The sequence below is a fragment of the Mojavia sp. genome (genome assembly GCF_059505145.1).
The window spans coordinates 12,876-26,592 of the sequence record NZ_JCACKA010000092.1; the positions used below are offsets into that span (position 1 = coordinate 12,876).

Below are 13,717 nucleotides of genomic sequence, written 5' to 3' on the forward strand. Positions count from 1 at the left end.
TACTGCGGCTAGATAATAAGATATACCTTGTTTCGGAGCAACCAGAAATGCTGACATTGCCTCATACTCTCCCCACCTTGCCCGAAATCATTGATGGCTTACCGAATATTTCTGGTTGGGAAACAGAGGTTCTCTCGGTAGTAAACCATGATGCGCCAGTATTCTTGCCGAAAACGAATCTCCGTTTAGAAGATATTAATGCTGGGTTTGCGATCGCCTTACATATGCACCAGCCTACTATTCCAGCTGGACATAACGGTTCGCTGATCAGCAATCTGCAATATATGTTTGAACATCCCAATGAAGGGGATAACCACAACGCCGGGCCTTTTGCATATTGTTACAGCCGCATGGGAGACTTTATCCCCGAACTCGTCAATCAAGGCTGTAATCCCCGTGTAATGTTGGATTATTCTGGAAATCTTTTATGGGGACTCAGGCAAATGGGACGCAACGATATCCTAGACAACCTCAAGCGCATCACTTGCGTTAGCGAAGCTGCTCCCACCTATCAACCCTATGTAGAGTGGTTGGGTACGATGTGGAGCCATGCTGTCATTCCTTCCACACCAATTGCAGATATTAAGCTGCACATCTTAGCGTGGCAACATTATTTTGCGGCAATTTTTGGCTGGGAAGCACTAGCGCGAGTCAAAGGTTTTTCACCTCCAGAAATGCACCTGCCAAATCATCCTGATACTTTATTTGAATTTGTCAAAGCACTCAAAGAATGTGGATATCGTTGGTTACTTGTCCAAGAAGATTCTGTAGAAACAATTAGTGGTCATTCGATTATCCACAAACATCTACCACACAATTTGATTGCCCGCAATTCTCAAGGCGAAACAATTAGTATTACAGCCTTAATTAAAACCCAAGGTTCAGATACTAAATTGGTTGGTCAAATGCAGCCATACTATGAAGCTAAAACTTTATCTAAACAACAATTGGGGAGTGTGCTTGTACCACCAATTGTCACACAAATAGGAGATGGCGAAAATGGCGGCGTCATGATGAATGAATTTCCCAGTGCTTTTAAACAAGCGTGGTGGGATATGGTGAATCATGGTGGAGGAAAATCAGGCGTTGTCGGGATGTGTGGTACAGAATACTTAGAATTACTCGCAGATGCTGGTTGTAAATCTGAGGATTTTCCCAATTGTCAGCCAGTGGGACAACATCATATTTGGCAACGAGTTTCACCTGATAATTGTCAACCTGAGGCTGTAGAAAATGCTATTCAAGAATTAAAGCAAACTAACTCTAATTTCCATATGGATGGAGCCTCATGGACTAATCATATTAGTTGGGTAAAGGGATATGAAAATGTTATATCTCCCATGTACCAATTAAGCAGTTCATTTCATCAAAAAGTGGATGGATTATTAGCAGATCAATCAGCAGAACCTATTACTAAACAATCTAGTTATCGAAATATTCTTTTATATAACTTATTGTTACAAACTAGCTGTTTTCGTTATTGGGGGCAAGGAAATTGGACTGACTATGCACGCGAAATTTACCAGCGAGGTGAACATTTGCTGCTAACGACACTATAAGCAGTCAGATTCTACTGATTTGCAATTTGGGCACAACTGAAGATTATGCTCTACAATTAAGGTGGAGAAAAAGCGATAACGCTACACTTGCGAGGCAGCCAATATCGATGGCAATAAATTTTTGAACCTATATGCGATCGCAAAAAGAAATTTTAGGCGGGCAGATTTGAGAGTAATCAACTCAATTGAGCCAAATTTAAACAACTCAGAACCAAAAAGTGCCAATCTAAATTGGATCAACCTGAGAGGAATAAATATAACCAGAGCGAATTTAAAAGTGGCAAAAATGCCTGGCAGTAATATGCAAAATGATAATTTAAATTCTGCAAGTTACTTTCGGAAATTCTGTTAATTACTTTAGTTAAAAAATGCGCTTGTCGGTTGAGATGCGGATCATTTTCTTGACGACCACAAGCGCTATTTTATAGTGCCAACATAATTTGATTTTTTGAAGGAGTCTGTTGATGAGTCTGATCATGAAGTCGATTTTAAACGCAGATGCTGAAGCTCGCTATCTTAGCCCTGGGGAGATAGACCAGATTAAAAGTTTTAGTATGAATGGTGCGCGTCGCCTGCGCCTGGTTCAGCTTTTAACAGAGAACCGGGAGCGCATTATTAAGCAATCTGGAAACCAGTTATTTCAAAAGCGCCCAGATATTGTCTCGCCTGGTGGTAACGCCTACGGTCAGGAGATGACTGCAACTTGTCTGCGAGACATGGATTACTACCTACGCTTGATCACTTACAGTATCGTAGCTGGTGATTCCACACCGATTCAAGAAATTGGAGTTGTTGGTGTCCGCGAAATGTACAGATCCCTTGGTACTCCGATTGAAGCCGTTGCTGAAAGTATCCGTGCGATGAAGAATGTTGTTACCTCAATGCTGTCTAGTGAAGATGCTAGTGAAGTTAATTCTTACTTCAACTTTGTAATCACTGCTATGCAGTAGGGTAATAGGCTATAGCTTTGTGTTGCCAATCTTCGATAAATCAACGATTTTGCAAGCTATAGCCTACAAAAAATTGAAAGAAAAATTTGGAGTACTATTTATGTCAGACGCTACAAAAGTTAAACAGTCGATTTCAAATAAACGCAATGCTTGGTTTTGGGGCTTTACTCCTCAGTCTGAAAATTGGAATGGTCGCCTAGCAATGATAGGCTTTGTAACCGTAATTTTGATTGAAGTGTTTTCCGGTAATGGCTTTCTTCACTTTTGGGAGATTTTATAGGTTGAAGACGAGTTTTTTACCAACGAAACATTACCTTGGTAAAATTTGATGGGCGTTGTCGCCACTTTAATGGTCACTATATCGGAAAGAAATAATGTCTAAGGAAAAGAAGGGTAACAGAGAAACCAAAAAGCCCAAAAAAGATCCCCAGAAAAAAAAGGAGAAAAAAGACCCAAATAGATATGATGGTTTAAGCCGTTAACTATAGCGACTTTTAGCATCTTGCATCAACGGTTGGAAAAAAGGTGAGTAGATTAGACTCAAGCGATCGCAGATAGTGTATAACCAAGTGTGAGATGATTAATTCATAGCAATTCTAGGAAGCGATCGCTAAATCCTACCTTGATTCACGAGTATTTTATATCAATTGTATTAAAGCAAAGGTAATAATATTTCGTATTCAGTACCTGTACCAAGTTGTGAACGCAAATTTAATTTGCCTCCATGCCTTGCCGTGATAATTCGATAGCTGACAGATAAACTAGTTGTTTTATCAGATCGTTTTTCCACAGACAAGGACTCAATAATTTGCTGTTTTAATTCCTCAGACATGCCAGGGCCGTTGTCAGCTATACAAATTGAAACCCAACGTGAATCTGGTGCATCTTGTTTAGTTGCTGGCTTAGAAATAATTTTTGTAGTAATTTCAATTTGTGGTTTGTCACTATTATTAGTAGTCTCTGGATGAAATTGCTGCCGCACTGTTTCATTAAGCAATGTATCTATAGCCTCGCTTAAAATATTCATAAATACTTGGCTCAGTTGCCCCATAAAGCAATACACTGGTGGCAAGTGACCATAATGTTTGACTATTTCAATTTCTCCTTTAATACGACTATTAATTAACAATACAATACTATCGATACAAGCGTGCAAATCAGTAGGTCTTGGATATACTTCGTCGATATGACAGAAATTTTGCAAGCTAGTGACAAGTTTTTTTAGCCTTTCCGCCCCGGTACGGATACTAGACATTGCCTTTGATAAATCTTGTTCTAAAAAATCAAATTCGATTTCATCTTTAAGATAGGTAATGTTCTCAGAAGCAGGAGATAATTCTTGTTCGTAAGCTCCTATAAGCTTGAGTAAATCCTGACTATAGTTAGAGACATAAGTTAAGTTACCCCAGATAAAACCTACGGGGTCTAAAATTTCGTGTGCTACCCCGTCCACCAAACGTCCCAAACTCGCCATTTTATCATTTTGAATCATTTGGGCTTGGCTACGTTCATAGCGCACCTGAGTTTCTATGCCTCGAATTTGCCAAGAAGCAAGATTTAATTCATGCATATCTAATAAACTGTAACTATCAGATGCCGTTTGCACCACCAGAGGTTCTGACGAAAGTTCAGGCGATCGCCTCAAACTCAGTTGCATCGCTGTCAAAACTGGTGTTGTATCGGCAAGCTGCAAAATCTCTGTACGCGCATAGCTGTAGAGAATAGTCAACGGTTGATGTAAAAACAACTCTTGTCCGTAGGGACGAATCCAAAATTCTAGGAGTCGCCGCCGGGAAATCATACCGATGAACTTTCCCTGTTCTAGTAAGATTGCTCCTGGTAGCAAAGGATATCGTTCAAAAAATCGCGCAACTTCTATTGCACTACAGCTAACTTCCACTTGGAAGTTGTACATTGAGAGTTCCTGGAGTGTTGAGTCTAAACCGAGATCGCGATCGCTACCTTGCGATAAAAATGGTGGTGATATTAGGGAACTGAATTCTTGTGACACTGTAAACTCTAATTTGTATAAAGACAAACATACAATAAGCTAACATTCTAGCCTCTGCCAGCCTCTACCACATTAGCGGAAGAATTAAGCGATAGAAGCGACAAAGAGAACACAGGGAGAAGGGGGCACGGGGGCACGGGAAGAAATTATTACTTAAAACTCAAAACTCAGAACTCAGCACTTTCAACACAAAGTTGCACGATACCATGTCAGTATTTACCGCAAATCTTCAACCTTAGTCTTGCAGTTTGAGAGTTTTTATAGTAAAAATTCAACCAAAGCTAGGATAAAGGTTTACCAGCAATAACCAAAATCGAGGATGGTTAACTACCAACAGCAAAGCTCAAATGTTTAAAAACTGTGAACTCTTGATGAAAATGCGCGGAAGAGCAGACATTTCCCAACCAAATTAGAGTAAGTATAAACATAGGTATTAAACATAGTGCAGCTAAGTGTTTACCCCAGATAATTGGAACCATTTCTAGAGTCAGATATTCTTAAGAATAGTCATCCTTAGTAAATACACTCAGATATATGTAAACATCTACAAGTAGCAATCGCTGAATAACGCTGAAGAAGTAGTATAAATCGCATACCAATTTTTTGGCTCAAATGATCTATTATTGTCCCGTCCTGCATTTGATCCCCATTTCGATAGAATGACTAGGCATACTCTAAAAACTCCAAACCGCTTTTGACTGCGACGCCCATGAATCAACTGAACAATGGTTTCACCCTATTTTTAAGTTTGCTAGTCGAGGCGATACCCTTTTTGCTACTGGGAGTTGTATTCTCCAGCTTGCTGCTGTTTTTTGTAGATGAGCGCAAATTGGTAGAAAAAATGCCTCGAAATCCAGTGTTGGGTGCTTTATTCGGCAGCACGATAGGCTTTTTGTTCCCGGTATGTGAGTGCGGTAATGTGCCAGTGGCGCGGCGGTTGCTGATGCAGGGAGTACCCACACCAGTAGCAATTGGTTTTTTACTAGCAGCACCGACTATTAATCCCATAGTAATTTGGGCAACTTGGACAGCGTTTCGAGATCAGCCAGAAATAGTAGTTTTACGCGTCGTGTTTTCCTTAGCGATCGCTACAACTATCGCTGTTGTTTTCAGCTTTCAAAAAGACTTGAGTCCTGTTGTTCAACCAGAACTCGCTCGTTATCTCAAGTTTAATCCCTCCACGCAGCCAGAACTGAAACGTCGGGGGAGACGTTACCAAACACAACAGGAAACAACAGGTTCTAGCTTGTTGAAGTCTGGAAGTTATTTGCTAGGAGGAAAAGCAGGCTTAACTACGCGAATAGATAATAGTTTAATAGAGGGAAATACATCATCACCTAGCCTCAGTAAACCCCTGCCAGATAAACTGCGTTTATTAGTAGATAATATCGTTCAAGAATTGCGAGAATTAGGGGGAGTGATGGTTTTAGGCAGTGCGATCGCCGCTGCTATTCAAGTGCTAGCACCGCGTGAACTGATACTCGGACTCGGTGCTGGCCCTATTAGCTCAATTGTGGCGATGCTAATATTAGCAGCAGCAGTGTCAATTTGTTCAACTGTCGATTCATTCTTTGCCCTCTCTTTTGCCTCAACCTTTACCAGCGGTTCTTTGTTAGCTTTTCTGGTATTTGGCCCGATGGTTGACATCAAAGGCATAGGTTTGATGTTATCCATTTTTAAAGCTAAGGCGTTATTTTATCTATTTGCTTTAGCAGGATTATTGACATTTCTGTTCACTGTAACTTTAAATTTGCACGTCATGTAATTTTTGTCAGATGTAAGATTTCAGTTGTTTTTTGATTGCTACTGATTACTGACTAATGACTTTTTAACTTATGGCTTCAATTCCAAGTCCCAAATCTAAAATCCGTAATCTGTTAATGCCTTGGCTGGATGTGCTGGCAATTACAGCTTGGGGAATTTTAATCTTGAAATACTGGTTCACTGGCAAACTGAATTTGTTGATTCACCCCGATTACTTTTGGTTAGCAATTGCGGGTGCTATTGGTTTGCTAATTATCGGTTTTTTCAAAGCAGGGCAACTTTGGCGGTGGCGGCGTCGAGAGAATGTACCGAACGCCCAGCATTTAACGTTATTTCCCCCTGGTTGGGGTAGCGGTTTGCTGTTAACAGCAGCGATTTTAGGTTTAATGATTACACCCCGCGTCTTTGCTAGCCAAACCGCGTTGGATCGCGGTGTAACCGATTCAGTGGCAGCAACACGTGCTCAACCGCAAGCATTTCGCGCTACCATTCGCCCAGAAGAGCGATCGCTCATAGACTGGGTACGCACCCTCAACGTTTATCCAGAACCAGATGCCTATACAGGGCAAAAAGTTAAGGTACAGGGATTTGCCATTCACCCGCCAGAATTTAGTAAAGAATATTTGTTCTTGGCAAGATTTGTGATCACCTGCTGTGCCGCAGATGCCTATCCAGCAGGATTACCCGTAAAATTGACAGATACTCGCGATCAGTATCCACCTGATACCTGGTTAGAAATCGAAGGGCAAATGGTGACAGAAACTATCTCAGACAAACGCCAACTCACCATCGCTGCTACTTCCTTGAAAAAGATTCCCCAACCTAAGAATCCTTACATTTATTAATCAGTAGTTAATCGTCATTGGCTGAAAACAACTGACAACTGAACTAATGACTAAATCTAAAGCATTTATCCAACCACTGGATCGCGTGGCGATCGCATTGATGCTCCTGTTAAGTCTGCTGATTGGGTTGGTAATCTGGCAAGGTGATGCAGTAAAGCCCAGCGTGCGGAATTTCACTTGGCAGAACCAACAAATAGGGGCAGACGACATCTCCTTTAGCCTTACCTTTAGCCGCCCCATGGACACGAAAAGCGTAGAAGAGAACTTGAAAATAGATCCGCCGCTAGCAGGTAAGATCAGTTGGGCTGGACGGCGAATGGTTTATACGCTTTTGACACCAGCACCCTATGGCACAAATTATCAAGTGCAGTTGCAGCAAGCTAAAGATAAGTTTTCTCAAAAACAAGGTCAAAATAGAGTGCTTCAGCCCTTTACAGGTAGCTTTCGCACACGTGATCGCGCCATTCTTTATATAGGAGTTAATCCAGAAGAACAAGGGCAATTAATTTTCTATAACTTGACTCAAGAGCAAAAAAAGGTACTTACCCCCAAAGACTTAGTGGTAATGGACTTCGAGCCATTTCCAGACGGAGGAAAAGTTTTATTTTCTGCTCACACCGCAAACAACCCAGACTTACTTTCGGCTCAGTTGTATACAGTAACAACAGGTATTTTTAGCAAGACTGGCAACCGAACCGAAGCATCAGGTAAAGTTGACCTCATTTTAGATAATAAAGATTATCAAAACCTCAAATTTGACTTATCGCCAGATGGACAAACAATTGTTATCCAGCGAGGAAACAAATCTAATCCCGGAGACTTTGGCTTGTGGTTTCTGCCTACAACCAGCGATAAATCTGGAGAAAAACCCACTGCTAAACGCCTGCAAAGCCAACCAGGGGGTGACTTTATGATTACACCAGATAGTAAAGCCGTGGCAGTTGCTCAAGGACAGGGAGCAGCGATTATATCCCTACAAGGCGATGCCAGCAAACCTCTAGATTTTCTACCGCAATTTGGGTTAGTCCAGGCTTTTTCTAAAGACGGGTCGCAAGCAGCGATGGTCAAGTTTAATACAGATTACACACGAGATTTATTTTTAGTCACCAACCAAGGTACACAGAAACCTTTGTTAAAAACAACAGGCTCAATTCTTAATTGCCAATTTGATCCTGCTTCGCCCACCCTCTATTGCTTACTGACTCAGTTAGTATCGAAAGAAGAATACATAGAACAGCCTTATTTAGTAGCAATTGATATCAAAACAGGAGAACAGAAACCACTGCTGGTGCTACCCATCGAGCAACGAAATGTCCGTATGAGCCTATCACCTGATGGTTTAGGCTTATTATTTGACCAAGTAGTATCACAGACAAATTCTCAAGCTCCATTATCGACAAACACTTTAAAAACCGATGATGGAGAGGCGATCGCTACCAGTAGTCTGTGGTTAATGCCCTTATTACCTATTGCCGACACTACTACTGCTGAAATCAAACCAGAGAAGCTTCCTCTAGCCGGATTTGACCCTTATTGGCTACCATAACAACTCAAAATTACACAAAGTCGGCGCAAGAAAAGCCCACTCCTTCTGGGGATGGGATGAACCGCGCCGACTTTGGGCATTGGGCATTGGGCATTGGATAAAGAAGACAAGGAGCATGGGGGATGGGGGACAAGGAGCAAGAGTTAATCATGGTTCTTTCTCTTTGTCCCCCTTCGGGTTCGCAGTCGCCTGCGGAGGGAAACCCTCCCGCAGCGCTGTCTCACCTTGTCCCCTTGTCCCCTTGCCCTCTTGCCCCCAGCCCCTAGTCTCTATTCCCCATTCCCCATTCCCCATGCCCCATTCCCCAGAATCTCAGATTAGTTGCTATTAAGGCAAAGCTGTTTGGTAAATTAGATCCAGTGCTACGACTTTTCTAAGTGCATAAATTCTTGCCGACAATTTATTCCCAAATAACTGTTGATTCCAATCAAGCGCAAGCAAACCTGTAATCAGCATCTAAACTAGAATCTCCCGTTATTCTCAAGATTGGCGGGGAGGAACTTCGTAATGTTATAACTTCATCAGTTCTAGATGCAAAATGGGGAACACTAAATTTAATGATTAATTACTCATGCTGGAGGAGAGTTACGCTTGGCTTCTAAAGTAAAACTCCCTACAGCTACCGTCAGGGGCTTCTCAGGTTTTCCTGAGCTACTTGCGTCAACCCTGATCGGGCACAATCGATAAGCAATGCTAATGCCAGCACTGCTGAACACTTTTAAGCGGGTGGGTCAAGAGTGATGAATGAAGCTGACACATCAAAGAATGGGGCTTTTATTGAATCCCTAAATTCTGCTAATTTGCCACAACTGGAGCAGGCGAGTTGTCCATTTTACTCAGTTGTGCCTTCTGAAAATATGGCAATTACAAAATTGCCTCTCCTTCAGCCAGCAAAAGACGAACGGCACGAGACGAAAGTTGAAGAGTTATCAACAGATGCAACCAAGCAGGACTGGATTGCCGAACCGGATATTGAAAAACAAGCAAGTATCAATTCTGAATTTCAGAAACTGCTGACATTAAATGAAGAATTGCGTGCTGCTAACAATGATTTATATAAGCAAGTAGAGCAGTATCAAGTTGACTTATCTGAGTCGGAAAAGGCTTTACAGTGGCAGAAAAAACGCTTTAGCGTCACTGAGTCGATGCTCAATCAACAAGCTCAGGAACTTACTGCTGCCCAAGAACAAATAAAATCCTTGTTCCAACAATTAGAAACTGCTGTCCAAACAGTTCAACGCCAAGAAGTTTTCATCGAAACATATAAAGCCCAGTTACAAATTAGCCAACAACGCCTTGCCCAGTTAGAGCGGGAATGCTCGCTGCTGCAAACTAACTATACTGAACAGTCTCAGCAGCTATCGCAATCTGAAACTTCATGTCGAGAGTTACGTACTAGGTTGATGCGGCAACAACGCCAGACCTTACAGTTTAAAGCGGCGTTAGAAAAGTGTTTAGAGACACCAGTTCCAGGTGATGATTCTCAAGACGATACTGTCAATCATTCGCACAACACAGTTACTAGGCAATCAAGATTTGCTAAAAAAGCTCGCTCTTTGTTTCCCAATGCACAGCCAATTAAGCCTTGGTCTGCGGAGCCAGAATCTTTAACTAATAGTTTAGACAATTCCTGGCAGCAATCTGCAACACCACCCTCGTATACATCTGCTAACAGAACTGACCCTATTCCTACTTCATCTTTATCCTCTCCTTGGGACTGGTCAATTAAGCAACAGACACCAGCTCCAGCACAACCAGCTGTCTCATCAGAAATTGATGATCCTGTCACTACGCCCGAAGCAGTTTCACCTATAGAATCATCAAATATTAGTGACGCTTTCTCCACTACATCGGAAGCAGTTTTACCTTCAGGGTCATCCAACATTGATGAGCAAATAGAGAATCTCATTCAGATGTTTTTTGCCTCCCAACCTGCATCTACATCACCAGCACCTAATCTTGAAAAAGATGATGTAGGCATTAATCAAGCTAATGGTCTACCTTTCTGGGAAACTTTGGCAACCACCATCGCTGATGATGAGGAGTCAGACACTCTACCAGAACGGCAGTTGGAAGGAGAAATCAAACCCACCGAGAATACTTCTGTTGAGATTGTAGAAGACTATACATTTTCTTTAACTAGCAACTTGCCAGTGCCCTCAACTTCACCTATGAATGAAACTACTGCGACAGCAGAAAATGAGGACTATTGGTTAGAAATCTCACAATTAACTCCATCAGAATTGCCTTTAAAGAATATAACCAAAGAATCCTCCGAGGACGGCACTATCGATACTAAATCACCCTCACCCGTAGTTTATCCCCAGCGTCCACCTAAGGGGCGCAAATCATTAGCATCTGTGGAATTACCTAATTTCCGCCCGAATAGTCAATAGTCAAGTGTTCAGTTGACCCAACTTAATGCTGAGTGCTGAGTTGTGAGTAATGAAGTGAATAGAGTGATGAATCTTTCACTTCATTACTCGTTACTGGGAACTCAGCACTCTTAATTACTGAACTAATTCAGAATCCTCGCTTTTGACTTCTGAATGATTGCTTCTGGATTAACATTTGCTACCTGATTAGGCGATCGCGGTTTGCCGATGGTGATAGCGTAACTAATCGTCAGCAAACGCAACCACAATGCCGGATACCGGGTTTCCAACCAAGGAGCTGTTTTTCTGAGAAAGTGGGGAAACCATCCACTCAGCACAGCACTGACTAGGGCATGACGGCCAAAGTTCACATAATTACCCAGCCAACGCCCCAAATCTCTTGGCCCGGCAAGTTCCCAAATCCACAATAGCAAGGCAGGGTTTTTGCGTGCTGCCTTAATTGCTAACCGATTAAAGGTTAACCAATCGCACCTATCTTTGATGAAATTATCTGCCACCTCTGGCGGTTCGTCTGCCAACAAACCAAAGAAGGTATTCAGCATGGCGTTAATTCGTTGGGGTGGTAAGAATTTACCCGTTGGAACCATCATGCCTTTGGAAAATAGCCAAGTCACAGAAACATTACTTTGGTAAGCACGAATTTTGTTCAGGTGACGGAAACTTAGTAAGTCATGTTTGAGAGCAGTATCCAACAGCTTTGTTAAGCGTTCTAGGTTGCGAACTAAAGAACCAAAGCCAGTAAACACCAAAGGAGATTGGAGTGATGCAGCGTCACCGATCGCAATCAAGCGGTCAAAAGCAACTTTGCGATCGCTACTCCCAACACTAAAATGCCCTGGTATATAACCAAAAGTCGGTTTTTTCCATACCAGCTTGTCCACGTCGCACCGCCGATACTCTGGCAAAATCGTGAAAAAGTCCTCGTACATCTCCAATAAAGAACCAGGATTTTCGGGGTTGACTTCGTGGTAATGAAATAAATAAATTGTCAGTTCTTCTCCGGCTCCGGGAAATAATTCCCAAATCAATTGTCTGCCGCGGGAAATATCCCCGTGGCTATAAAGAACGTCTCCATACTGGGAATCCCAAACTTCTGGCTCAAATCCCCGATCAATAACTGCTCCTACCGTTGGGCAAACACTATCAAAAGCCCGACCACCATTTAATTGCCAAGCAATTGGCGACGCAGTTCCCATCGCATCCACCAGCAATCTTCCGGTTACTTGCTTTTCATTTTGACTGGGTAAATGCTTGACTGTAATTACAACTTGTGATTCGTCAATATCTGCACGCAGAAACTCTGTTTCATCCCAAATTTCGCCACCTGCGGCGCGCACTTTTTGCCCACACATCTTTAGCCATTTATCGGAGTCAAGGGCTAAATTCAGCACTGTGGGTGTGTGCAAGACAGGCGATCGCAATTTTGGTGGATTATTCGCATCAAAAAATTTATTAAACCCGTCTTTATACTCCCGCGCAATGACAGTTTCCAACTCAGAAGTAGTCACCAAACCCAAATTGACTAAGCTTTGAAGCTCATCACGAGAAATATTCCATTCCCGATTCATCCGTCCAAAGGGCATTCGTTCTACTAGCAGCACTTTATATCCCAATTTCGCCATTACTGCCGCATGGATCGCACCTAAAGCGCCGCCAAGATAAATGATGTCGTAGGTGGGAGAAGAGGGCGCTAAGGCTTTCTCTTCGTTTATGTCTTTCCCAAAAACGACCTGTCTGGGCTGCTGCGGATTACGTACTCCTTCACGCCATCGCTGTTCCCACCAGTAGGCACGTTTCAAGTCGTATTCCCCATTGGGCATTTTCTGAAAATACTTGACAGTGAGAGGGTAATAAGGCTCTAGAGCTTCAAATATCGTTTGTTGAGTTAAATCAATCGCTGGTGGTTCTGGATAGTGATGGGGAAAGCGGCTTTTAATTCCAATAGTCAGGCGGTGTAGGATTTGCCCTTCTTGCGGAAAAGGCCGATCTGCCCATCGGAACGCTTTCAAATAGGTAGTTCGCTGTACTGACCAGACAAATACAGAAAGTTCCGTAGGTAAATTTTCGGAAATCGCCGCCCCAGCAGTTGTAGTCTCAGCAGAAACTCTGAGGCGAAAGCCTTCAGGAGTCAGCCGTTTTTCTCCATATCCTGGATCAAAATCTACTTGCAACCAACTGCGTACAGTTGCCGTATCTGGAGTTGGAACTTCTAAATAAAGTATTTCTTTCATCTTTTCCTGACATCTCCGATAAATCTACTCACTTAGACAGATTTGAAGAACGCATAAAGTACGCTAAACTCCGCCTCATCACTCCGATAAAGATTTGGTGAAGAAATTTTAATAATTTGTCTAATATATTTTTCATTCTAAATTTCTGTAAACCCACGCCATGAATTATCCCATCCCTGACAGCCCCCAAGACATTGTTGCCCTGCAACAAAGGCCTGTTGATGAAGAATTAGTTGCATCTGCGATCGCCGGCGTTGTTAAAATCGTGCGCGCTCAGGGTCAATCTTTAGAAGAGTTGACTGCCCAGGTGCTAGCTGATGATCCGATGCTAGATAAGCAGCAGCGACGCTGGCTCAGTAAATTGGTTGCTCAAGCTTGGGAAAGTTTTTCATAGAGAAGTGCCAGCAGTGATTTT

The 13,717-nt window shown here is 42.4% G+C and carries 11 protein-coding genes; 9 read left to right on the top strand and 2 right to left on the bottom strand.

Annotated features, from left to right (window positions below):
- Nucleotides 1-47 precede the first annotated feature (47 nt).
- The 4 genes from AC5JL8_RS26645 to AC5JL8_RS26660 all read left to right on the top strand — a co-directional run bounded on the left by AC5JL8_RS26645 (nucleotide 48) and on the right by AC5JL8_RS26660 (nucleotide 2,789).
- A complete protein-coding gene (locus tag AC5JL8_RS26645; RefSeq protein ID WP_495882694.1) occupies nucleotides 48-1,559 on the top strand; it encodes a glycosyl hydrolase family 57 in 1,512 nt (503 codons plus the stop codon).
- A 166-nt stretch (nucleotides 1,560-1,725) separates the two neighbouring features.
- Nucleotides 1,726-1,911, top strand: coding sequence for a pentapeptide repeat-containing protein (locus tag AC5JL8_RS26650; RefSeq protein ID WP_495882695.1), 186 nt, complete (start codon nucleotides 1,726-1,728; stop codon nucleotides 1,909-1,911).
- A gap of 112 nt (nucleotides 1,912-2,023) precedes the next feature.
- Nucleotides 2,024-2,509 carry an allophycocyanin subunit alpha gene (gene apcA / locus AC5JL8_RS26655; protein ID WP_495882696.1) on the top strand — a complete coding sequence of 162 codons (486 nt, stop codon included), beginning with the start codon at nucleotides 2,024-2,026 and terminating at the stop codon, nucleotides 2,507-2,509.
- A 100-nt stretch (nucleotides 2,510-2,609) separates the two neighbouring features.
- Nucleotides 2,610-2,789, top strand: coding sequence for a high light inducible protein (locus AC5JL8_RS26660; protein ID WP_495882697.1), 180 nt, complete (start codon nucleotides 2,610-2,612; stop codon nucleotides 2,787-2,789).
- 372 nt (nucleotides 2,790-3,161) lie between these two features.
- Here AC5JL8_RS26660 and AC5JL8_RS26665 read toward each other — a convergent pair whose 3' ends face one another.
- Nucleotides 3,162-4,520 carry a sensor histidine kinase gene (locus AC5JL8_RS26665; protein WP_495882698.1) on the bottom strand — a complete coding sequence of 453 codons (1,359 nt, stop codon included), beginning with the start codon at nucleotides 4,518-4,520 and terminating at the stop codon, nucleotides 3,162-3,164.
- Nucleotides 4,521-5,229: 709 nt separating this feature from the next.
- On the opposite strand from AC5JL8_RS26665, the gene AC5JL8_RS26670 reads away from it, so the two are divergent.
- The 4 genes from AC5JL8_RS26670 (at nucleotide 5,230) to AC5JL8_RS26685 (ending at nucleotide 11,071) form a co-directional block, all read left to right on the top strand.
- A complete protein-coding gene (locus tag AC5JL8_RS26670; RefSeq protein WP_495882699.1) occupies nucleotides 5,230-6,285 on the top strand; it encodes a permease in 1,056 nt (351 codons plus the stop codon).
- Nucleotides 6,286-6,355: 70 nt separating this feature from the next.
- Nucleotides 6,356-7,129 carry a TIGR03943 family putative permease subunit gene (locus AC5JL8_RS26675; RefSeq protein ID WP_495882700.1) on the top strand — a complete coding sequence of 258 codons (774 nt, stop codon included), beginning with the start codon at nucleotides 6,356-6,358 and terminating at the stop codon, nucleotides 7,127-7,129.
- A 46-nt stretch (nucleotides 7,130-7,175) separates the two neighbouring features.
- Nucleotides 7,176-8,675 (top strand): Ig-like domain-containing domain, encoded by a 1,500-nt coding sequence (locus AC5JL8_RS26680; RefSeq protein WP_495882701.1) that lies wholly within the window; start codon nucleotides 7,176-7,178, stop codon nucleotides 8,673-8,675.
- A gap of 740 nt (nucleotides 8,676-9,415) precedes the next feature.
- A complete protein-coding gene (locus tag AC5JL8_RS26685) occupies nucleotides 9,416-11,071 on the top strand; it encodes a hypothetical protein (protein ID WP_495882702.1) in 1,656 nt (551 codons plus the stop codon).
- 122 nt (nucleotides 11,072-11,193) lie between these two features.
- Here AC5JL8_RS26685 and AC5JL8_RS26690 read toward each other — a convergent pair whose 3' ends face one another.
- Nucleotides 11,194-13,302 (bottom strand): NAD(P)/FAD-dependent oxidoreductase, encoded by a 2,109-nt coding sequence (locus AC5JL8_RS26690; RefSeq protein ID WP_495882703.1) that lies wholly within the window; start codon nucleotides 13,300-13,302, stop codon nucleotides 11,194-11,196.
- Nucleotides 13,303-13,462: 160 nt separating this feature from the next.
- Here AC5JL8_RS26690 and AC5JL8_RS26695 point away from each other — a divergent pair, with 160 nt between their 5' ends.
- Nucleotides 13,463-13,696, top strand: a complete 234-nt coding sequence (locus tag AC5JL8_RS26695) for a hypothetical protein (protein ID WP_495882704.1) — start codon at nucleotides 13,463-13,465, stop codon at nucleotides 13,694-13,696.
- The last annotated feature ends 21 nt before the right edge of the window (nucleotides 13,697-13,717 follow it).